Here is a 21,375-nt window from a genome sequence, read left to right on the forward strand (position 1 = left end):
TATGAACCAATCAAAAAACGTTAACGGACCTCTATTAATTATCGGTATTCTCTTCTTTGTATTCGGTTTTGTGACCTGGGTGAATTCGGTTTTAATTGCCTTTTTTAAGGATGCTTTTCAATTAAATAATTTTGACTCTTTGCTCGTTACTTTCGCTTTCTTTATCTCGTATTTCGTAATGGCAATTCCCTCCTCTTGGGTTTTGTCCAAGACTGGATTTAAGAAAGGGATGTCCATGGGATTGCTAGCGATGGCTGTGGGGACATTATTATTCATTCCGGCGGCTAAGATGGAGAATTATCCGATGTTTTTGTTTGGACTTTTTGTCATAGGAACTGGCCTAGCGCTCTTGCAGACAGCTTCGAATCCCTACGTGACTATTTTAGGGCCAGCGGAATCAGCAGCGCAAAGAATTTCTGTGATGGGTATTTGCAATAAAGTGGCGGGTATTTTGAGCCAGTTTATTTTCGGGGGATTGTTTCTTTCTAGCGCTGTGGGTGGATCTGAGAAATTAGCCATCGTGATTATGCCTTACGGAATTATGACTGCTGTTTTAGTGGTATTAGCGGTTTGGGTGTGGTTTTCCTCTTTACCTGAAGTAGAAGCGGAGGAAACCGTGGAGGAAGCCGGAAATGCGAAAGCCTCCGTTTGGTCCTATCCTAGCTTAGTTTTAGGCCTGGTAGCTTTCTTTTTATATGTGGGTGTTGAAGTGATCGCTGGTGATACGATTATTAATTACGGAGTTTCTCAAGGATTTAGTCAGGATGTTGCCAAAAGCTTCACCACCTATACCTTGTATGGAATGTTAGCAGGATATGTAATAGGTATTTTCTTTATTCCCAACTACTTATCTCAACAAAAGGCCTTGAATTATTCCGCTATTTTAGGTGTTTTGTTTTCGATTGGAGCTGTCATCTTCACTGGATTTAATTCGGTGTTATGTTTAGCTTTATTAGGTTTAGCGAATGCATTAATGTGGCCTGCTTTATGGCCTTTGGCAATTAATGGATTAGGGAAGTTTACTAAAATTGGAAGTGCTTTTATCATTATGATGATTTCTGGTGGTGCCTTAATGCCTTTGTTGTACGGTAAAATAGCGGACCAAATCGGGAATACGCAGAGTGCCTACCTCATTTTGATCCCTTGCTATATTTTTATCTATTATTACGCAACAATTGGACATAAAAAGAGTTCTTGGAAGTAGAATTGCCTATTTTTGCGTATTAACCCTGTTATGTCTAAAATGTTGAATTTGATAGATCCCCTTATCGTTGATGGAAATCAGTATGCTTCATCCCTGTATGCCTATGAGAGACGCAGCACGATTCCAGTACAAATAGGAGATCTCTATTTAGGATCAGACTTTCCTATTCGGATTCAGTCCATGACTACGGTAGATACCATGGATACGCAAGGATCCATTGAACAATCCATTCGAATGATTGATGCTGGATGCGAATTAGTTCGCATTACAGCTCCTTCAGTTAAGGAAGCTCAAAACCTCGAGAATATTCGCAAAGGATTGCGCGAGCGTGGTTATACCACGCCTTTAGTGGCTGATATTCACTTCACCCCTAACGCAGCTGAATTAGCGGCTAGAATCGTGGAGAAGGTGCGTATCAATCCTGGAAACTATGCGGATAAAAAGCGCTTTGAGACGATTGATTATACCGACGCTTCTTATGCGTCCGAATTAGATCGAATTCGAGATAAATTTCTTCCATTAGTCAAAATCTGTAAAGAATATGGCACGGCGATGCGTATTGGAACGAACCATGGTTCGCTTTCAGATCGTATTTTAAGTCGCTATGGTGATACACCACACGGGATGGTGGAATCGGCTTTAGAGTTCTTACGTATTTGTGAGGATGAAAACTATTTCAATATCGTGCTTTCGATGAAATCATCGAATACACAGGTGATGGTAGAAGCCTACCGTCTATTGAGTAAAAAATTAAAGGATGGCGGATTTAAGGCTTATCCCATGCACTTAGGTGTGACTGAAGCGGGTGATGGAGAAGATGGTCGAATTAAATCGGCTGTAGGGATTGGCACTTTATTAGAGGATGGCTTAGGTGATACGATTCGTGTTTCTTTAACCGAAGATCCAGAATTTGAAATTCCGGTAGCACAAGACTTGGTGCGTCGGTATGATACGCGAGCAGCGTCTCAGGATCCTATATCCCTATTTTCTGGCGATTCTGTAACTTTTGACTCCCCTATTCATCCTTTTGCGCATTCGCGAAGAAAGACTTCAGAAATTTTTTCGATTGGTGGACACCAAGTACCTCGCGTAATCGCTGATTTCTCAACTAGGTCTAACATAACGATTGCCGATCTGAAGGCCATAGGCCATTTCTATTTGCCTGAACCGGATAAATGGGCGATGAACGATTTAGGAGCGGATTTTATTTATACAGGCCAGCAGTCACTTGATTTTATGTTACCTAATGGCTTACGTCAAATTCAGGATGCATCGGTTTGGACGCCTTCTGACTATGTCTATCCTTTATTTGACTATGTAGCCTATCAATCTGCTACTCACAAGCATTCCACGTTAAATTTCGTATCCCTAGACGCTGCAGATTTAGTGGCAGGCGCTGATTCTTTTGATGAAAAGACAGTTATTGTTATTCATTCTTCGAATGTACATCAGATGCCGGCTATCAGACGTGCCTTCTTTCATTTAATTGAAAAGGGAATCATTAATCCGGTGATTATCCAGCTGAATTATAGTTCTATTTCAGACGATCAATTTCTGTTGTTCGCCCCTACGGATGGAGGTGCCTTGTTTATTGATGGTTTAGGAGATGGATTGTTATTAAGTCTGAATCATTCTAAAAATAAGGAAGCCTTGTGCAATGCGACAAATTTTGGGACGCTTCAAGCAAGTAGAATGCGTATTTCTAAAACGGAATACATTTCTTGTCCTTCTTGTGGTCGTACTTTATTTGATCTGCAAGAAACGACAGCGATGATTCGACAGAAAACCGATCACCTAAAAGGCATCAAGATTGGTATTATGGGCTGTATCGTAAATGGTCCAGGTGAAATGGCTGATGCCGATTATGGGTATGTAGGAATAGGAAAAGATAAAATTGCGCTCTATAAAGGGCAAGATGTAGTGAAGAAATCAGTGCCTGCGGATTCTGCAGTGGATGAGTTAATTCAATTAATTAAAGAACATGGGGATTGGCGTGAGCCGTCTGTAAACGAATAAACAAATGAGCAGATTAAGAGAACAATTCAAAGTAGGCGAAGTATTCACTTATTTTATTCGCGTGTTTCAAAAGCCAAAACCTGGCGCACCGGCGAACTTTAATATACGCGCGATGCACACGATCAATAAGATTTCGATCTTGATGTTTATTGTTTGTTTAATTGTGATGACTTACCGCGCGTTTATTCGCTAATTATTTCGTTCCGTACAAGCACCAATTGGACTTTGCTTTTTTCAAAGCAGCCACATCTTTTGTTTTGCCTTTGACATAATCACACAAGAATTGATTCTCTTTAGGCCCTAAAGCGCCGGGCATCGAGTTGATTAATTCATCGATTACCTTCATCGCTTGCGTTGCTTTTCGTTGCTTGAAAAGCATATCAGATTCAAGCATCCAGGTTCTACGAACGATACTGGAACGATCTAATCCTGTTTTAGCCATCTGGGCTTTTAATTTCATCAGGCCTGCATCGCCTAATTGATTAGCACGCGAACTGGTTAAAGTGATTTGGAAAATATTCTCATAAATCATTCGCACCACGGATGGGTCATAGATGGAATTATAGTAGTTTAGATTCCGAATGAAATAATCAAAAAGTCGATTATCGTGGCTCATTAAGGCCACTTGCATTAAATTGAAGGTTGATTGGGAGCTATACTGGGCTGGTTTTAATAAGGTGATATAGGCATTCATCGCCTTGATATTTGCTAGCGTATCTCCCGTTATACGCGCATATTCAGCATAATTAATCAACATGCCCGGATTCTTTTCTCCTGCTGCTAAACGCTTAGGGAATTGAGCTGCTTGCTCAGCCGGATTAGCCGCTTTCGTTCCAATGCCGTTAACCATTCCGACTGAATTCTCCTTTTCTCCAAATATCCTCGCCTGAACAATTTTCATCGTCTTAGGTTCAAAGAAAACAAACGTGGGCGTCGCATTTACAATGATTCCTGCCTGCTTTAGTGCCATTTGATTCGCTGGATTGCGAATATCTAATTGAAAATTGACAAAGTTCTTGTTGTAGACCGCTCCTACTGCTGGCTGGGTAAATACGCCTTTAAAGGAATTGCAAATGTGGCAATCTGGGGCATAAATCTCCATGAAAAGCAATTTGTTTTGCTTGATAGCCTCTGATCTAGCTTCTTGTAAAGAGGAAGCCGAACTGAAATGGATGCCTTGTGAGAATCCTAAAAAGGGTAATATCAGGAATAGGAGTATTTTTTTCATGCTTATTTAGCGCCTTTTTCTAACGCTACGATTTCTTTCTGTAAATGCGATGATAGCGTACGACAGGTGGCCTCTAATTCTTGAGCGAAGAAATTATCGCCTGTGGCTTGTAACGAAGCATCTGCTACGGTTCCTACGATTTCGATGAAGAAACGTTTCATGTCTAAGACTTCCATATCTTTCGTCCAAAGTGGTAAAGTCAACGTTCCTTTGTGATAGGGATCCCAAGTGGCTACTAAAATGGCTTTCGTTTCCTCGATGCCTTCGTTCGGATTATCGGTAGCTGACCAAGAGATTTGCTCGGGGATATTTTGGTCGTCTAATTGTATTTTAAAATTGATTTCAGAATGTTTCATGGATGTAAAATTAATCGTATTTTCGTATAAATTAAGGAAAATTAATGGTTAAGGCTGAAATTATTACCATTGGTGATGAGATACTTTACGGGCAAATCTTAGATACGAACACGCAGTGGATCAGTCTTGAATTAGATAAATTAGGGATCAAGACCGTACGGAAATCATCCGTGGGCGATCAAAAATCAGAGATACTCCAAATACTAAATGAAGCTGCCCTGCGGGCAGATGTCGTTTTTATTACCGGAGGATTAGGTCCTACGAAGGATGATTTGACGAAAAAAATCCTCGCCGAATATTTTGACTGCGAGTTAGCCATGCACCCCTTGGCTTTGCAAGATGTCACTGAATTCTTTGCGAAACGTGGTCGAGAATTATCTGATATTAACCGAGATCAAGCCCTATTACCTACGAAGGCAGAATTTATTCGAAATAGTCAAGGAACAGCGCCTGGGATGTGGTTTAATGAGAAAGGAGTTCTATGGGTTTCTATGCCGGGCGTTCCTTTTGAGATGAAAAACATCATGGAACAAGAAGTGCTACCTCGTTTAGTGAAGCATTTCCAAACGCCGGTTATTTACCATAAGGTTATTAAGACGGTCGGTATCGGTGAATCCTATCTATCAGATCTGATTGAGAGCTGGGAATTGCAATTACCAGAAAATATTAAATTAGCCTATTTACCCTCAATAGGCATTGTTAAATTACGTTTAACGGCTGTTGGAGATGATTTAAGTCGTTTGCAAGCGGAGGTTGAAGTGGAATTACAAAAAGTGAATTCGTTAATTAAATCCTATATTTTTGGGTATGAAAAGGAGGAGCTGGCTGAAGTCGTAGGACGATTATTAGTGGATGAAAAAGCCACTTTATCTGTAGCCGAAAGTTGCACCGGAGGACATTTAGCACATCAGTTTACTCAAAACCCGGGTTCATCTGCTTATTTTTTAGGCGGAATTCTATCCTATGCAAATCAAGTGAAAATAGATCAATTAGGGGTTTCAGAAGCTATTTTAACTTCGGATGGTGCGGTGTCAGAGGAATGTATCAAGGCAATGGCTATAGGAGTTCAGAAGCGACTTGGATCCACATTTGCTTTAGCCACTTCTGGCATTGCTGGGCCTGACGGAGGAACCGAAGATAAACCGGTAGGGACTGTTTGGATTGCTTTGGCACATCCATCAGGAGTTGTTACCCGTAAATTAACCTTAGGAGGAACACGTATGCAAAATATATACTTGAGCTCTTTAGCTTGTATCAATTTGCTGCGTAAATATTTATTAAACGATTTAAGCTAAGTCTATGGCCATTACAGAGGTGATTATGCCCAAAATGGGCGAGAGTATCATGGAAGCGACTGTTTTAAATTGGTTAAAACAGCCGGGCGATTATGTGGAAGCCGATGAATTTATTTTAGAAGTGGCGACGGACAAGATTGATACGGAAGTCCCCTCTCCTGTGGCGGGTTATTTACAGAAAATTTTAGTTCCCGTGGGTTCTGTCGCGACCATAGGTAAGGCAATTTGCGTGATTGATGCGGTAGAAAGTGGCTCCACATCAACGGCTGACACTTTTTCTATGGACGAGTCGATTAGTTCATTAATTGATTTAAGCTTGGCTCCCACTGAATTAAGCTCCGAAAAGTCCACTAATCCGTGGATTTCGCCTTTGATTAAGCAGATTTGTCAGTCGGAGAATGTATCCCAAAGAGAATTAAACCAACTCCCCGGTTCTGGGCTAGACGGTCGCATCACCAAGAAAGATGTGCTGAATTATATTGCGGTTCGAAACTCGAAGCGGATGATTTCATCCGGAACCTTAAGTCAAGGAGCTGGAATGCGTCTTCCAGGTGACGAAGTGATTGAAATGGATCGCATGCGGAAGATGATTTCTGAGCGTATGCTGGATTCGAAACGGATTGCACCTCACGTTACGTCATTCTTAGAGTCAGATGTAACTAATCTGGTCAATTGGCGTGCTAAAGTAAAGCAAGACTTTCAAGACAAATACAAGGAAGCCTTAACCTTCACTCCGCTCCTATTTAAAGCCACCGCGGATGCCTTGAAGGATTTTCCGGGTATGCTTATCTCGGTGGAAGGTAATTACATTGTTCAACACGCTCAAATTAACATCGGTATGGCAGTTGCCTTGCCTAATGGTAATTTAATTGTGCCCGTTATTCACGAAGTGGATAAAATGACCTTAGCTGAATTGACGCAAAAGGTGAATGATTTATCTGCTCGAGCAAGAGCCAATAAATTGAAGCCTGCTGATTTAGAAGGTGGAACATTCACGATTTCTAATATTGGTGGATTTGGCAATTTAATGGGAACGCCTATTATAGTGCAGCCACAAGTAGGTATTTTAGCCTTCGGAGTGATTGAAAAGAAACCAGCAGTTATTACGAATGACAATGGAGAAGATATAATAGCCATTCGTCAGAAGATGTTTATATCCCATTCCTATGACCACCGAGTGGTGGATGGTTCGCTGGGTGGAGGATTCGTGAAGCGGGTCTCGGATTACTTAGAGAAGTTTAGTTTAGATACGGAAATATAAAAAAAGAGCCTCATTTGAGGCTCTTTTCCTTTATGACTAAAAGGTCTTAGAATTTAGCATCTGCCGGTTTCACATTCGGACGAATGATCTTTAGAAGCGTTAAGAGTTTAATCATAGGATAAGTCGGATCAAACTCAAACCATTTCGTAGCGAAGTTAACACGGTTTGGTAGTTTGTGGTGGTTGTTTTGGAACAACTCGCCCATCATCACTACGTCAAAGATTAACGAGTTCTTCGAGTGATCGTGGTTGTCATAGTTTTGGTAGCCATATTTATGTCCTGACCAGTTGACGATAGCTCCGTGTACAGGTCCCATCAAAAAATGAACCGGTAATAAGAAGAAAAAGGCCCAGTGCATATCGAAATATACGTATCCTACGATGTATAAAGAGGCATAAGCCACTCCCCATCCTAAACGGGAAATCCAAGAATCACCAATTTTCTCAATCGTTTTAGATACGGGGTAATCATGTTCAAAACGTTCTTCCACCTTTTGCTCTCTATTCAAGACCGCATTATAGATGTTTTTGGTCTTCCACATCATCGTAAATACGTTGCTTGAGAACATCGGAGAGTGTGGATCTTTTTTTGTGTCAGAAAATGCATGGTGCATTCTGTGTAAAATCGCGTAAGCACGAGGGCTTAAAAAGGATGAACCTTGCGATAAGTAAGTCAAGAAATAGAAGAATTTTTCCCAAAACTTGCTCATCAAAAACATCTTGTGAGCGGAGTAACGGTGAAGGAAAAAAGTTTGGCTAAACAAAGAAACATACCAATGTATGAAGAAAGCCGGCAGTACTAATTGCATAATAGAGAGATAAATTTAATGTTCTAACAAAGTTACGAAGCAAATGTTTCTTTTTTAAGCTCCATCTACGTTAAATAACTGATTTTAGTCAGCATTCAAAATATGTAGGCCAAGGCAAACCGCGATTCCAGCCGTCTCCGTACGTAAAATGGACTTTCCAAGACTAAAAGGTTTCCAATTATTTTTGGACAATGTATCAGATTCCTCTGGGGTAAAGTCTCCCTCTGGTCCTACGATTACGTGGTATTCTTTATTTTTTGCGGCTGTTTTCATTAACACAGAAACCGGCGGGTTCGAAATAAAGGCAAATAATTTTTCTCCTCCCTCCTTATCAGCAATTTCCTTAAACGTATGTAAGCCCGTAATTTCAGGCAAATACAAGTTCTTGGATTGCTTCAAAGCAGAGATGGCAGTTTTCTCCAAACGCTGGAGTTTGATCTCTTTCCTTTCCGAATTCTTGGAGGCAAAGAAGTGAATCCCATGTATACCAAATTCCCCGCATTTCTCCACCATCCATTCCATTCGCTCCATTTGCTTGGTGGGTGCGACATAAAGATGAATTTTATAAGAAGGTGACGGTTCTGATTCGACCACTTCTAAAGGGCCGAAAGCGACTTTTTTACCTTCAATCGAAGAAATGGACGTACTAAATTTAGAGCCACGACCATCTAACAGATGGATCGTCTCTCCTACTCTTAAACGCAATACCCGTATAGCATGAAAGGATTCCTCTTCAGATAAATAAGAGGAATCCTTAGCATTAGGAGCGTAAAATACGGCTATACTCATTGATTATTCTTCGTCCTCCTCGTCCTCATCATCTGAGTTAAAGGTATAAAGAGATGGATCTAAACTTAAGGTGTTGCCATTAAAGTCCTGAACAAATTGGGATAACATCTCATCATCTAAGGCCGGCACATATAGGGCTGCTTCTATGCTAACGCCATATTCGAATTCTGGATCGATTTCGATGTATTCTGCTACCTTTATTTCTTCGTTTTCCTCTAGGTCTTCAATCACCTCTAGGATTAACATTTCTACCTCCTCGTCTAATTCCTCATTAGGCTCGTAATTTTCATCACGGTTCTCTAAAGGAACATACAAGGGATATTGCTGAATGATTTCTCTTTCAGCTGCTTCATATAATAAGCTGGAGTAATGTAGTTGCAGGGTGCATACTATGGCATCATAAATGACTTCTTGCTTCTCGTATTGACCCACAAATTGGATGTGAACCATTTCTCGTTCGTTTCCAGAAGGCAAATCCTCATCTAAAATGTAGACAAATGAACGTTTCTCTGCTTCACATTGCTTTTTTAAGGCTGCAATTTCTGCTGGGTCAAAGCCTGGGTTGGTGTTAGTTGACATTTAGGATTATTTGATTAACAATAGTTCACGGTATTTTGGTAATGGCCACTCATCATCGTCGATAATTAGTTCTAATTTATCGACACTATAGCGAATTTCTTCAAAATAGCCTTTTACTTTCGTGCTATATAAGACGGCTCTCTCTTCTAAATCTTCTACGTTGTTAGCCTCTTTACGTGCTTCAGTCATTTCGTTTTGTAAGCGAACGATCGATGAGGTGTACTCTGAGATTTTTTTAATCATTTCGATCGTAGGCGCATAGTACTGAGGATCGATGCCGATTTCTTTTTGGCCTTTCACATTCTCTACTAATTGCGTTTGGTATTTCAATGAAGTCGAAACGATATGGTTGATTGCCATATCCCCTATCACACGTGATTCGATTTGGATCTTCTTCACATAGTTTTCTAATTCGATCTCATGACGCGCATGCATCTCTTCTTTCGAATAGATACCATGTTTCGTGAATAATTCGATCGATTCAGGACGAGCATATACCGCTAAAGCCTCAGGCGTTGTCTTTAAATTAGACAAACCACGACGAGCAGCTTCTTCTACCCATTCGTCTGAATAACCATTACCCTCAAAACGGATATTTTTCGACTCTTTCACGTAGCGCTTTAACACCTCCATGATGGCTAATTCTTTCTTTACTCCTTTCTCCAATACCTCTTCCACTTCCTTGCGGAATTTGATGAGTTGGTCAGCCACAATCGTATTTAATACGGTCATCGGTGCTGCAGAGTTAGCAGAAGATCCTACCGCACGGAATTCGAATTTATTACCTGTAAAGGCAAACGGAGACGTTCTATTACGATCTGTATTATCAAGGATTAACGATGGAATTTTGTTGATACCTAATTTAAGGTACACATTGTCCCCTTTTTCTAATTGAATTTCATCCAGACCATCCATGTTTTCCATGTCGTCCAAAACTTGGCTCATCGTACTCCCCAAGAAAGCAGAAACGATGGCCGGAGGCGCTTCATTTGCTCCTAAACGGTGCTCATTACCGGCTGAAGCGATAGAAGCACGCAATAAATCGGCGCGATCATGCACCGCTTTTAGTGTGTTAACAAAGAAAGTTAAGAAACGTAAGTTTTCTTTCGGTTTAGAAGAAGGTGCTAATAAATTGATACCCGTATCTGTCGCTAAAGCCCAGTTATTGTGTTTACCGGATCCATTGATACCAGCAAAAGGTTTTTCGTGGAAAAGGACCTTGAATTTGTGCTTAGAGGCCACTTTGGACATCAAATCCATCAATAAAGCATTGTGGTCGCAGGCTAAGTTCGCTTCCTCGAAGGTGGGCGCTACTTCAAACTGAGCTGGAGCCACCTCATTGTGACGCGTTCTCACTGGCATACCTAATTTAAGTGCCTCGATTTCGAAGTCTACCATGAAGGCATTCACACGATTTGGAATAGATCCAAAATAATGATCTTCTAATTGCTGTCCTTTCGCTGGAGCATGGCCGAAAACCGTACGTCCTGCCATCACTAAATCTGGACGCGCATTAAATAAGGCCTCGTCCACGACGAAATATTCTTGCTCCGCTCCTAGTGTCGGGATGACCTTGCTGACATCGCGGTTAAAAAACTCTTTAATGACAGCAGTGGCCGCTTTATCAACTAACTCGATCGATTTTAGTAAGGGAGTTTTATAGTCCAACGCCTCTCCTGTGTAGGAAACGAAGACGGAAGGAATACATAAAGTGGCTGTTCCTGCCGCGTTTTCCATAATAAAGGCTGGAGAAGATGGATCCCAACCGGTATATCCGCGTGCTTCGAAAGTAGAACGAATACCTCCATTAGGAAAGGAGGATGCATCCGGTTCTTGTTGAACGAGCGCAGATCCTTTAAACTTCTCCACTGCTTTTCCATTGCTTAAATCAATGTCAAAGAAGGAGTCGTGTTTCTCTGCCGTGGTACCAGTTAGAGGTTGAAACCAGTGTGTATAGTGGGTTGCTCCTTTCGATATAGCCCAAGATTTCATTGCCGCAGCTACCTCGTCTGCCGCATCGCGGTCGATCTTAGAACCCGTTTGGATAGCGGTATTTATCTTTAAATAAGCCTCTGGTGATAAAAGGGAGCGCATCACTTCATCACTGAAGGTCATGCTGCCATAATAGTCCGAAACCTTTTCTGTAGGAAGCTTTACGGGAGTTCCTGTGCGGGATTGAGCTAACTCAAGAGCCTTAAATCTAGTAATTGCCATATGAAGATTATATTTCTAGGTAAAAATAGCGAATTGTGATGGGATAAAAAATGGCAATAATTGAAAAATGGGATTGAATTTTCCGATTTTAATTTGGATTTTTTGAGTTTTTGCGAAATCGTCGATTGTTTTTGTAGGTTTTTTTGGGCTAAACTATTGTTTTTTCTAAAAAGTGGTATATTTTTGCTACACGAATTCCTAAAAAAGTATTTTTGTTTCAAAATCAAGTTTAAAAATCATGGCTAAATCAAAATTAGAGTACATTTGGTTGGATGGCTACAAGCCAACGCAAAGTTTACGTTCTAAGACTAAAATTGAGAACAATTTTAGCGGCAAATTAGAAGACCTAGATATGTGGTCTTTCGATGGTTCTTCTACTCAGCAGGCCGAAGGTGGTTCTTCTGACTGTTTATTGAAGCCAGTGTATGTTTGCCCAGATCCAGCACGCCGTGATGGTTATTTAGTAATGTGCGAAGTATTAAACGCAGACGGAACTCCGCATGAGTCTAATGGTCGTTCTACGATTGATGATGATGATAACGATTTCTGGTTTGGTTTTGAGCAAGAGTATTTCCTTTGGGATCCAGAAACAAATAAGCCTTTAGGTTTCCCAGCAAACGGGTTTCCAGAGCCACAAGGACCTTACTACTGTTCAGTAGGTGCAAAGAATGCATACGGTCGTGAGATAATTGAAGAGCATATGGACTTGTGCATAGATGCAGGTTTAAATATTGAAGGTATCAATGCTGAGGTAGCAGCTGGACAATGGGAATTCCAAATGTTCGCAAAAGGTGCTAAGCAAGCAGGTGACGAAATCTGGTTAGGCCGTTATATTTTAGAGCGTTTAGGTGAGAAATATGGTGTTGCGATCAACTGGCACTGCAAGCCTTTAGGTGAATTAGATTGGAACGGTTCAGGAATGCACGCGAACTTCTCTAACACCGTTTTACGTACGGCAGGAAATAAAGCTGCTTACGATACAATTTGTCAATCATTCGCTCCATTTGTGAAAGAACACATTGAGGTGTACGGTGCAGACAACCATATGCGTTTAACGGGTAAGCACGAGACAGCTTCGATCCACGATTTCTCTTATGGAATCTCTGATCGTGGCGCATCAATTCGTATCCCTATCGCAGCAGTAGAAAAAGGATGGAAAGGTTGGTTAGAAGACCGTCGTCCGAACTCAGCGGCAGATCCATATAAAGTGGCTGCGCGTATTATCAAGACGGTTAAAACAGCCAAATTATAATACTTTATTAAGCATTTATATACTTTTATAGACAAGATGGCGGGTTTTCCCGCCATTTTTGTTTTACCTTTGCATCCTGATTTCAGGTATGAAAAAAGTCGCTTTTTACACTCTTGGTTGCAAATTAAATTTTGCGGAATCCAGCTCCATCGCTCGGTCTCTCGAACCGATGGGTTTTGTTCGCGCGGAGTTTCAGGATCAACCGGATTTGTTTGTCATCAATACCTGTAGCGTAACGGAACAGGCGGATAAGAAGTGTAAGAAAGTCGTTCGAGAAGCGAAGAAAGTTAATCCGAATTCGACTGTTGTGATTATTGGCTGTTATGCCCAATTGAAACCAGAAGAAATTTCGGCTATTCCAGGCGTTGATTTAGTATTAGGTGCGAATGAAAAGTTTCAATTGCCTGCGCTTCTTCCCCCCTATTTACATCGTGAATCTGCGGATTTACCGAAGCTAATAGCGTCTGAGATTCGTTATGATCTCGATTACCATGCGTCCTATTCTGTGAATGATCGCACCCGTACTTTCTTGAAGGTGCAGGATGGTTGCGATTATCCTTGTTCATATTGCACGATTCCTTTGGCTCGTGGCCAGTCCCGTTCGGATACGGTGGAGAAAGTATTGGGTTTAATTGAGGAGATTTCTGCCAAAGGTGTCAAGGAAATTGTCCTGACCGGAGTGAATATCGGGGATTTTGGCATTCAAAATGGTAAGCGAGTAGAAACATTCTTTCAGCTCGTTCAAGCGATTGAAGAAAAGTCATCCATTCAGCGATTTCGTATTTCATCCATCGAGCCTAATTTACTGACTTCGGAGATGATTGCCTTTCTAGGTTCCTCTACTAAGTTTGTTCCTCATTTCCATATACCCTTGCAATCTGGGTCGAACGCTGTTTTGCGTTTGATGAAACGCCGCTATCAGCGAGAATTATACGTGGACCGCGTAACGTCTATTAAAGAAGTGATGCCTAATGCGTGTATCGGAGTCGATGTGATCGTGGGTCATCCAGGTGAAACTCCTGAATTATTTTCAGAGACCTATGAATTCTTGAATGGGTTAGATATCTCCTATCTACATGTTTTTCCTTATTCCGAGCGCCCTAATACTTATGCGGTAGATATCCAGCCTAAAGTGGATGGTATGCAAAAAGCGGAGCGGTCGAAAATGTTGCATATTTTATCGGATAAAAAGCGTCGGGCTTTTTATGAATCCCAAGCCGGTTTAAAAGGTCAGGTTTTGTTCGAGGAATCTGCATCGCCGGGTACGATGGAGGGTTTTTCTGAAAATTACGTTCGGGTAGTGGTCCCTTTTGATCCTTTGCAAATCAATACCGTTCAGCAAGTTCGATATAAAAACTTGAATGAGACGGGTGAGATGTTGGGGGTAGTTTTAGAGTAAATTTCAAAGATCAAAGTTAAATGTTCAAAGTTGGTTTTTAGAGTTATGATGATTGATTATTTCTCTGATCTTTGGTCTTTGAACTTTGTTTTTTGTTTTGCGCCATCGGCGCTAAACAAAAAAGTCGGAAACCATAGGCCTCCGACTTTTTGATTGAAACAAAACCACAAGAACCATTACTTGCGGCTTTGCTGTTGTTGAATTACTCAGCTAACGACTCGTCGTGTTGTGAGATATCCAAACCTAATCTTTCTTCTTCTTCATTAACGCGTAACGGAATGATTTTGTCCGTGATCACTAAAAGGATATAAGAAGCGCCAAATGCAAAAGCGGAAACGATTGCTAAGGCTAATAAGTGCTTTAAGAATAAGGCAGTTTCTCCGTAGAATAAACCTTGCTCTACAACAGCTGCGTTCACTGCAGATGTTGCGAAAATACCCGTCATCAACATACCTACCATACCACCTAAACCGTGGCAAGGGAACACATCTAATGTATCATCTAGGTTAGAAGATGCTCTCCAGTGTGCAGCAATGTTAGAAACGATCGCAGCAACAACACCGATGAAGATCGCTACAGGTACCGTTACGAAACCAGATGCTGGTGTAATAGCGACTAAACCTACGACCGCACCGATACAGAAACCTAAGGCAGAAACTTTCTTACCACGAGTTACATCAAATAAGATCCAAGATAATCCAGCTGCTGCTGCTGCCACGTGTGTTGTAGCGAAAGCGGTTACTGCTAATCCATTCGCTCCTACTGCAGAGCCTGCATTGAAACCAAACCATCCGAACCACAATAAACCAGTTCCCAATAACACGTAAGGGATGTTAGCTGGAGGCAAGATGTTAGACTCGATGTGAGACTTACGGCGACGTAAGTATAAAGCACCTGCTAAGGCAGCCCAACCAGCCGACATGTGTACTACCGTTCCTCCTGCAAAATCCAAAACGCCTAAGTTAAACAAGAAACCATCTGGGTGCCATGTCCAGTGTGCTAATGGAGCATAAACGATCACACAGAAAAGAACCATGAATAGAACAAACGCACGGAAGTTAATACGCTCAGCTAATGCACCAGAGATTAACGCTGGAGTGATAACGGCAAACTTCATTTGGAAAAATGCGAATAAAGCGAAAGGGATAGTGAATTTCAATTGATCAGCAGATCCTAAAGATAATTTGTGATCAAAAACGCCATTGAACATAAAGAAAGTTCTAGGGTCACCGATCCAGCCACCTAACGAGTCACCGAATGCTAAAGAGAAACCGAATACAATCCAAATCACCGAGATAACTCCCATTGCGATAAACGATTGTAACATCGTTGAGATCACGTTTTTGTGGTTAACCATTCCACCGTAGAAATAAGCTAATCCCGGTGTCATTAATAATACTAAGCCAGAGGCTACAATCATCCAGGCAGTATCGCCGGTGTCTAATCCCTCTGTAGGCATAGCGCCAGGAACTGAGGTTGTGAACAATGCAAGGACGGCTACCGCTAATAAAACTAATAACGGAATCCAGGTTGGTTTTTGTGTCGTCATGTTTTTAAATGTTAAGGGTGGATATAATTAAAACTTATAGATGAAGTGCATTCCTAAAGTCGTTTGTGATTTTTGCTCTTTGTCATCACCGTCTACGAATTGAGCTGTTTTGTATGAATCAGTACGTAATTCTGGTTTGATCAATAAGTGTCCTTCTGCCGCCGTGAATGTAGCTGTTAAAGTGAAAGAGCTTACATCTGTGCCGGAGCCGTCTGCTGCGCGTAAAGCACGAGCGCCTGATGTGTTATCGAATACTTCGTAACGACCGCCTACACTAAATTTGTCTGTGAAAGCATAGTTAGAGTAAAGGGCAACACCACCCCATGTTTTGCTATCTCCTACGTTACCGCCACCTTGGAAATCACCTGTTTGTGATCCGTATGCTGCGTTTAACCCTAAAAGGTATTTAGGTGTGATTTGATAAGATGTAGTTAAGTCTAACAAGTTATAGCTACCTGAATCATCTTTTCCTGTAGATAAAGGAGCTGATTCGTTCGAGCTGATACCATTTACATATACATTCCAACCTGCTGCTGGAGAAGTGAATACTTGGTAGATAAATCCTTTAGACGCGTTGTTGTCATTTAAATTATCCACATTGTTGACCAATCCAACCATGGCAGAAAATTTGTCAGAGAATGCGTAATTCGCTTTAGCACCAATATGATAGAACGGTCCATTATTGAAGAGGTTAGAAAGTGAATAGTTGTAGTTAATGGGAGCGTCAATTACTTCGTATCCAATGTGCGTACCAAATTGTCCTACTGTTAATGTTAATTTGTCGCTTGCTTTCCAGTTAAAATAAGCTTGTTTGATGGCCAAAGCTGTACTTGCTTTTCCTGCACCCAATGGTCCAATGACATTTCCATATTGACCAAGGTCTGCATTAGGTCCGAATGTTAAATCCACCACCACATCAGCAGATTTCGTCGCATACCCAAATTTCGTCTGAACAAGTCCTAACGAAAATTGATTTGATTTCTGGTCGAAAGCTCTTTCGTATCCAGAGGCACCTAGGTTACTTCTGCTAGAGGGGCTATTGAAATTCAACATATAGTATGAATCAATGTAGCCTGAAAAAGTGAACTTCGGAGCTTCCGCTTCTTTTTCTTGGGAAAATCCACAAAATGCTGTTGCGGCAAAAAGGGCTGTTAGGATCGTTTTTTTCATGTGGGTTATTGTTTAAGAGTAAAAAATGCTTGATTACGATTCAAAGATGGAGCCTTAAATTGTACTTTCCAAATATTTACAACAAATTTTTAACCTATTTTTCATCCTTTTGCAAAAAAATAGAGAAAAGTGGTTAAAAATTAAACCTAAAATTTAAGATTTTGCAAAAATGGAAATAAAATAGGGTAAAAATTGAACTTGCAGATTTGGTTCTTGGAAAAATATAAAATTAGTCAAGAGTCGCTAGTCGGGAGTCGATTGTCTTTTTTAAAGAATAAAGCACAAAGCACAAAGAATAAAGTTGGAATCGCCTGCGGCGATGGTCTTCAGAAAGGAAAGAATAAAGCACAAAGCACAAAGAATAAAGTTGGAATCGCCTGCGGCGATGGTCTTCAGAAATGTATGGACATAAAAAATGGGGCCGAAGCCCCATCCTTATTTATACTCTATGCTCTATGCTCTATGCTCTATAATCTAAATTAAAAGCGCAGCTTTTAATTACTCCGCATGCAACCACGCCTTCTTAGCTAATAAAGTCTCGTTATCTTCTTCGTGATCCGGATCCGGTACGCAGCAATCCACTGGACATACCGCAGCACATTGTGGCTCCTCGTGGAAACCTGTACATTCTGTGCATTTATCAGGAACGATATAATAGAATTCTTCTGAAACAGGTTCTACGGGTGTTTTAGCATCCATTGATGAACCATCTTCTAGTTCAATTGCTGTTAAAGCAGTACCGCCGGCCCAAGTCCATTCTACACCACCTTCATAAATAGCTGTATTAGGGCATTCTGGTTCACAGGCCCCACAGTTAATACATTCGTCTGTTATGATAATTGCCATACCAAAGTTTTTATTTGATTGTGCAATTTACGAACATAAATTTGAATAGTATATAATTTATATGGACTAATGGAAAATTTTTCGACCTTTGTAGGGTAAAATCTCTATAATTATGCCAAAGGCTTCCTTTTTGCAGCTTATTTCTTTCTTAAAAGCTTTTTTTGCCGATGAATCGAATCGAGAAAAAATAGAACTATTTATAGATAGATCTGTAAATGAGAATCCTTGGTTTTCGGAAACCTTGGTTCGCCATGCGATGCAGTCGATTGAAGAGCAATTCTTTTCGGTGCAAGCCTGGGAGGAATTTTATGCAAAACATCCTGTTCAAGCAGCTGAATCGAAGAATGTAGGGATCGTTTTGGCGGGTAATTTACCTGCTGTGGGTTTGCATGACGTTTTAATGGTTTTAGCTTCCGGGCATCAAGCCTCCTTGAAACTGAGTTCGCAAGACAAGGCCTTAATGCAACTTTATGTGCTGGCGATGCAGTCGTTTGATACAGCGGTGCCAGTGAGCATTATTGAGCGGTTACAAGGAATGGATGCGGTGATTGCGACAGGAAGTGATTTCTCAGGAGGTTATTTTGCTCATTATTTCTCCACGATTCCACATATTATTCGGAAGAATCGCAGTTCATTAGCCGTTTTAAAGGGGAATGAGACTCAAGAAGATTTCAAGGGTTTAGCGCAGGACATTTTTACCTATTATGGTTTAGGCTGCAGAAATGTTTCGACGATAGCCGTTCCGGTGTCGTATGATTTGACACCTTTATTCGATGAGTTGACGAAAGAAACGTGGGTTTTAGATCATTCAAAGTACTCCAATAACTTTCAATACCACCGGACTTTATTCTTGTTGAATCAGATTCCTCATTTTGATTTGGGAAATCTTTTAGTGACAGAGAATGATGATTTCGTTTCACCAGTGGGTGTTTTATACGTGCATCGTTACTTAGATGAAGCTTCCTTGCTAGCCTGGATTCAGGAGCGCGAGGATAAGATTCAATGTAAGGTAGGTTTAGATATCGGTTTTGGCCAAAGTCAACACCCAGCCCTCGATGATTTCGCTGATGGAATCGATACTTATGATTTCTTGATTAACCTTTCATAGGCTTTAAATAGCCCCCACGCCCCTATTCCGCCCACTAAAGCTCCTACGATTACATCGAGCGGATAATGAGCGCCTAAATAGATTCTACTATAGGAGATAATCGATGCCCATAGAATCAGGGCTGTGCCAGCCAACTTATTTTTCGTCAACAAATAAAAACCAACGGCAATCGCAAAGGAATTGGCAGCATGCGAAGAACAAAAACCAAATTGTCCACCACAGCCTGCCGGCAAATGAATCCACGATTGAAAGGACTCGACGTGACAGGGTCTAAGGCGTTTAAAAAGGGGTTTCAATAGACTGGAGCTGAATTGATCGGCAAAAATCACGGTAGAAACTAAAAATAGCAGGGCTTTCCAGAAGGCTGATTTATACTGCTTGTACACTACGTAAATAAGTAGCCCATACAAAGGAATCCACGTCAATTTACCTGAAATGATTTCCATCGGTCCGTCTAACCAAGGCTGGTGAGCCTCGTTAATCAGCTGAAATAAATGGGTATCCCAGGATGGAAACATAGTTTAGAATTTAAATTCAGCGCGAATGCGAGCGATGGTGGCTTCGGCGATAGGTTGAACTTTCTTTTCGCCGATGGCTAATTTCTCTTCAATAATCTCCGGATGTGCGATGAAATAGTCGAATTTCTCTCTCGCCTCTTTGAAATAACCTAGCATCAATTCGTGTAAGGCTTGTTTCGCATGTCCGTATCCATAACCGCCCGCTTCGTAATTCGCGCGCATTTCTGCTACCTGGGCTGGGGAAGCCATTAATTGATAGAGTTTGAACGTAATATCGTTATCTGGATTTTTAGGTTCTTCTAATGGAGTGGTGTCTGTGACAATCTTTTTGATCTGCTTCAATAAATCCTTTTCAGGCAAGAAGATATCAATGTAATTGTTCAATGACTTGCTCATCTTAGCTCCGTCTAGGCCCGGAATGGTCATCACCTCTTCGTTGATGCGTGCTTCTGGTAAGACGAAAATAGCTTTGTTATAACGCTTATTTACGGAATTCGCGATGTCGCGGGTCATTTCGATGTGCTGTCTTTGGTCCTTACCTACAGGTATAATTTGCGCATCATACAAAACAATATCTGCCGCTTGTAAGACGGGATAGGTAAATAATCCGGCGTTCACATCCGATAACTTATCTGATTTATCCTTGAAACTGTGTGCATTCGCCAGCATGGGAAAGGGCGTAAAGCAATTCAAATACCACATTAATTCGGTGTGGTAAGCAGCCAATTTAGACTGGCGGTAGAAGTAATTTTTCTCCGTATCAAAGCCAAAAGCCAGCCAAGCTGCCGCAATCGACAAGGTGTTGCTTCGAATACTTTCCCCGTCCTTCAAGGAAGTTAAGGTGTGTAAGTCTGCAATAAATAAAAAAGAATCATTGCCGGGTTGCTTTGAAAGTTCAACCGCTGGAATAATGGCACCTAAAATATTACCCAAATGGGGCTTTCCTGAGGCCTGAATGCCCGTTAAGATCCGCATAGCTTGTCTAAATAATTTATGCAAAAATCAATAAAATAGACCATAACTCCAAGCGATTTGTGCTTGGGCATTCGAGCTAAATTCGCTAAATTCGTTTTTACAAATTCACCCCCTATTTGATGTCCCTCTCTCCTAGCCTGTTGGCCTTTTTGCGTGAGCTCCGTGTGAACAACACGCGCGAATGGTTTGCGGAAAACAAAGCCGTATATGAGCAAGAGAAAAAAGGATTTGACGCCTGGACGACAGAGTTGATTTCAGAGTTTGCGGATTTTGAGAATATGGATGGCGTTTTGCTGAAGCATTGCTGCTACCGAATTTACCGGGATGTCCGCTTCTCGAAAAACAAGGCTCCTTATAAAACGTGGTTTTCGGCCAGTTTTTCAGAAGGTGGTCGAAAGTCTGGCTTGATGGACTATTATGTACATATTGAACCTAATGGTGCGTCCTTTTTAGGTGGAGGTATGTATTCCCCTACGTCGGAACAATTAGCGGCATTTCGTCAAGAAGTCGATTATAATGCGGCTGGATTGCGTAAAATCATTCAGGATCCTACGTTTGTTTCTGTTTTTGGTGAGGAAGTGGGTGAAAGTTTGGTACGAATACCTAAGGGATTTGATGCTGATCATCTAGACGCTGAATTGTTAAAGAAGAAACAATTGTTTTTTTGGAAAAAATACACGGATAAAGAGCTTTGCTCTCCGGGTTTTACTAAACAATTGATTGCGGATGCCAAGGTATTAAAGCCCTTTTTGGACTTCTTAAATGCCGTATTTTTTGAAAAAGAACCTTTTATAAAAGAATAAACCCC

20 protein-coding genes are annotated in these 21,375 nt (G+C 41.1%); 9 read left to right on the top strand and 11 right to left on the bottom strand.

Going from position 1 to position 21,375, the window contains the following annotated elements; translation table 11 throughout:
* Window position 1: 1 nt before the first annotated feature.
* Genes EWU21_RS08845 through EWU21_RS08855 form a run of 3 tightly spaced genes read left to right on the top strand, consistent with a single transcriptional unit; the run spans window position 2 to window position 3,413 of the window.
* Window positions 2-1,204, top strand: a complete 1,203-nt coding sequence (locus EWU21_RS08845) for a sugar MFS transporter (RefSeq protein ID WP_130896601.1) — start codon at window positions 2-4, stop codon at window positions 1,202-1,204.
* Window positions 1,205-1,243: 39 nt separating this feature from the next.
* Window positions 1,244-3,220: a (E)-4-hydroxy-3-methylbut-2-enyl-diphosphate synthase gene (ispG, locus tag EWU21_RS08850; protein ID WP_394364240.1), complete on the top strand. Its 1,977-nt coding sequence runs from the start codon at window positions 1,244-1,246 to the stop codon at window positions 3,218-3,220.
* 4 nt (window positions 3,221-3,224) lie between these two features.
* Window positions 3,225-3,413 (top strand): DUF6728 family protein, encoded by a 189-nt coding sequence (locus tag EWU21_RS08855; protein WP_130896603.1) that lies wholly within the window; start codon window positions 3,225-3,227, stop codon window positions 3,411-3,413.
* On the opposite strand, the gene EWU21_RS08860 is transcribed toward EWU21_RS08855, so the two are convergent.
* Together EWU21_RS08860 and gldC are read right to left on the bottom strand one after the other, a co-directional pair.
* A complete protein-coding gene (locus EWU21_RS08860) occupies window positions 3,414-4,448 on the bottom strand; it encodes a thioredoxin family protein (protein WP_130896604.1) in 1,035 nt (344 codons plus the stop codon). It abuts the gene before it with no gap.
* Between the two features lie 2 nt (window positions 4,449-4,450).
* Entirely contained in the window at window positions 4,451-4,804 is a 354-nt protein-coding gene (gldC, locus tag EWU21_RS08865; protein ID WP_130896605.1) for a gliding motility protein GldC, read from the bottom strand.
* 44 nt (window positions 4,805-4,848) lie between these two features.
* Here gldC and EWU21_RS08870 point away from each other — a divergent pair, with 44 nt between their 5' ends.
* A complete protein-coding gene (locus tag EWU21_RS08870; protein ID WP_130896606.1) occupies window positions 4,849-6,099 on the top strand; it encodes a competence/damage-inducible protein A in 1,251 nt (416 codons plus the stop codon).
* A gap of 4 nt (window positions 6,100-6,103) precedes the next feature.
* Window positions 6,104-7,360: a dihydrolipoamide acetyltransferase family protein gene (locus EWU21_RS08875; RefSeq protein ID WP_130896607.1), complete on the top strand. Its 1,257-nt coding sequence runs from the start codon at window positions 6,104-6,106 to the stop codon at window positions 7,358-7,360.
* Window positions 7,361-7,406: 46 nt separating this feature from the next.
* Here the strand turns inward: EWU21_RS08875 and EWU21_RS08880 are convergent, their stop codons facing one another.
* The 4 genes from EWU21_RS08880 to EWU21_RS08895 all read right to left on the bottom strand — a co-directional run bounded on the left by EWU21_RS08880 (window position 7,407) and on the right by EWU21_RS08895 (window position 11,750).
* Window positions 7,407-8,168: an acyl-CoA desaturase gene (locus EWU21_RS08880; RefSeq protein WP_130896608.1), complete on the bottom strand. Its 762-nt coding sequence runs from the start codon at window positions 8,166-8,168 to the stop codon at window positions 7,407-7,409.
* 84 nt (window positions 8,169-8,252) lie between these two features.
* Complete coding sequence (locus EWU21_RS08885; protein WP_130896609.1) at window positions 8,253-8,957, bottom strand: RsmE family RNA methyltransferase; 705 nt, start codon at window positions 8,955-8,957, stop codon at window positions 8,253-8,255.
* A gap of 3 nt (window positions 8,958-8,960) precedes the next feature.
* Window positions 8,961-9,536 carry a hypothetical protein gene (locus EWU21_RS08890; protein WP_130896610.1) on the bottom strand — a complete coding sequence of 192 codons (576 nt, stop codon included), beginning with the start codon at window positions 9,534-9,536 and terminating at the stop codon, window positions 8,961-8,963.
* Between the two features lie 6 nt (window positions 9,537-9,542).
* Window positions 9,543-11,750, bottom strand: coding sequence for a glutamine synthetase III family protein (locus tag EWU21_RS08895; RefSeq protein WP_130896611.1), 2,208 nt, complete (start codon window positions 11,748-11,750; stop codon window positions 9,543-9,545).
* Between the two features lie 238 nt (window positions 11,751-11,988).
* Between EWU21_RS08895 and EWU21_RS08900 the strand changes: the two genes are divergently transcribed.
* Together EWU21_RS08900 and mtaB are read left to right on the top strand one after the other, a co-directional pair.
* Window positions 11,989-13,002 (top strand): glutamine synthetase beta-grasp domain-containing protein, encoded by a 1,014-nt coding sequence (locus tag EWU21_RS08900; protein WP_130896612.1) that lies wholly within the window; start codon window positions 11,989-11,991, stop codon window positions 13,000-13,002.
* An 88-nt stretch (window positions 13,003-13,090) separates the two neighbouring features.
* Window positions 13,091-14,401: a tRNA (N(6)-L-threonylcarbamoyladenosine(37)-C(2))-methylthiotransferase MtaB gene (mtaB, locus tag EWU21_RS08905; RefSeq protein ID WP_130896613.1), complete on the top strand. Its 1,311-nt coding sequence runs from the start codon at window positions 13,091-13,093 to the stop codon at window positions 14,399-14,401.
* Between the two features lie 202 nt (window positions 14,402-14,603).
* Here mtaB and EWU21_RS08910 read toward each other — a convergent pair whose 3' ends face one another.
* The 3 genes from EWU21_RS08910 to EWU21_RS08920 form a co-directional block, all read right to left on the bottom strand.
* Entirely contained in the window at window positions 14,604-15,950 is a 1,347-nt protein-coding gene (locus tag EWU21_RS08910) for an ammonium transporter (protein WP_130896614.1), read from the bottom strand.
* A 27-nt stretch (window positions 15,951-15,977) separates the two neighbouring features.
* A complete protein-coding gene (locus EWU21_RS08915; RefSeq protein ID WP_130896615.1) occupies window positions 15,978-17,120 on the bottom strand; it encodes a porin in 1,143 nt (380 codons plus the stop codon).
* Between the two features lie 498 nt (window positions 17,121-17,618).
* Entirely contained in the window at window positions 17,619-17,966 is a 348-nt protein-coding gene (locus EWU21_RS08920; RefSeq protein WP_130896616.1) for a 4Fe-4S dicluster domain-containing protein, read from the bottom strand.
* A 112-nt stretch (window positions 17,967-18,078) separates the two neighbouring features.
* Here EWU21_RS08920 and EWU21_RS08925 point away from each other — a divergent pair, with 112 nt between their 5' ends.
* The gene (locus EWU21_RS08925; RefSeq protein ID WP_130896617.1) at window positions 18,079-19,074 is read left to right on the top strand and encodes an acyl-CoA reductase; all 996 of its coding nucleotides are present in this window, start codon (window positions 18,079-18,081) and stop codon (window positions 19,072-19,074) included.
* Here EWU21_RS08925 and EWU21_RS08930 read toward each other — a convergent pair.
* A complete protein-coding gene (locus tag EWU21_RS08930; RefSeq protein WP_130896618.1) occupies window positions 19,047-19,592 on the bottom strand; it encodes a phosphatase PAP2 family protein in 546 nt (181 codons plus the stop codon). The genes EWU21_RS08925 and EWU21_RS08930 overlap by 28 nt on opposite strands.
* Before the next feature lie 3 nt (window positions 19,593-19,595).
* On the bottom strand, window positions 19,596-20,567 hold the full coding sequence (gene trpS / locus EWU21_RS08935; protein WP_130896619.1) for a tryptophan--tRNA ligase: 972 nt from the start codon (window positions 20,565-20,567) through the stop codon (window positions 19,596-19,598).
* A 119-nt stretch (window positions 20,568-20,686) separates the two neighbouring features.
* On the opposite strand from trpS, the gene EWU21_RS08940 reads away from it, so the two are divergent.
* Window positions 20,687-21,370 carry a DUF2461 domain-containing protein gene (locus tag EWU21_RS08940; RefSeq protein ID WP_130896620.1) on the top strand — a complete coding sequence of 228 codons (684 nt, stop codon included), beginning with the start codon at window positions 20,687-20,689 and terminating at the stop codon, window positions 21,368-21,370.
* The last annotated feature ends 5 nt before the right edge of the window (window positions 21,371-21,375 follow it).

The organism is Aquirufa antheringensis, assembly GCF_004307425.1.
Taxonomy (GTDB): Bacteria; Bacteroidota; Bacteroidia; order Cytophagales; family Spirosomataceae; genus Aquirufa; species Aquirufa antheringensis.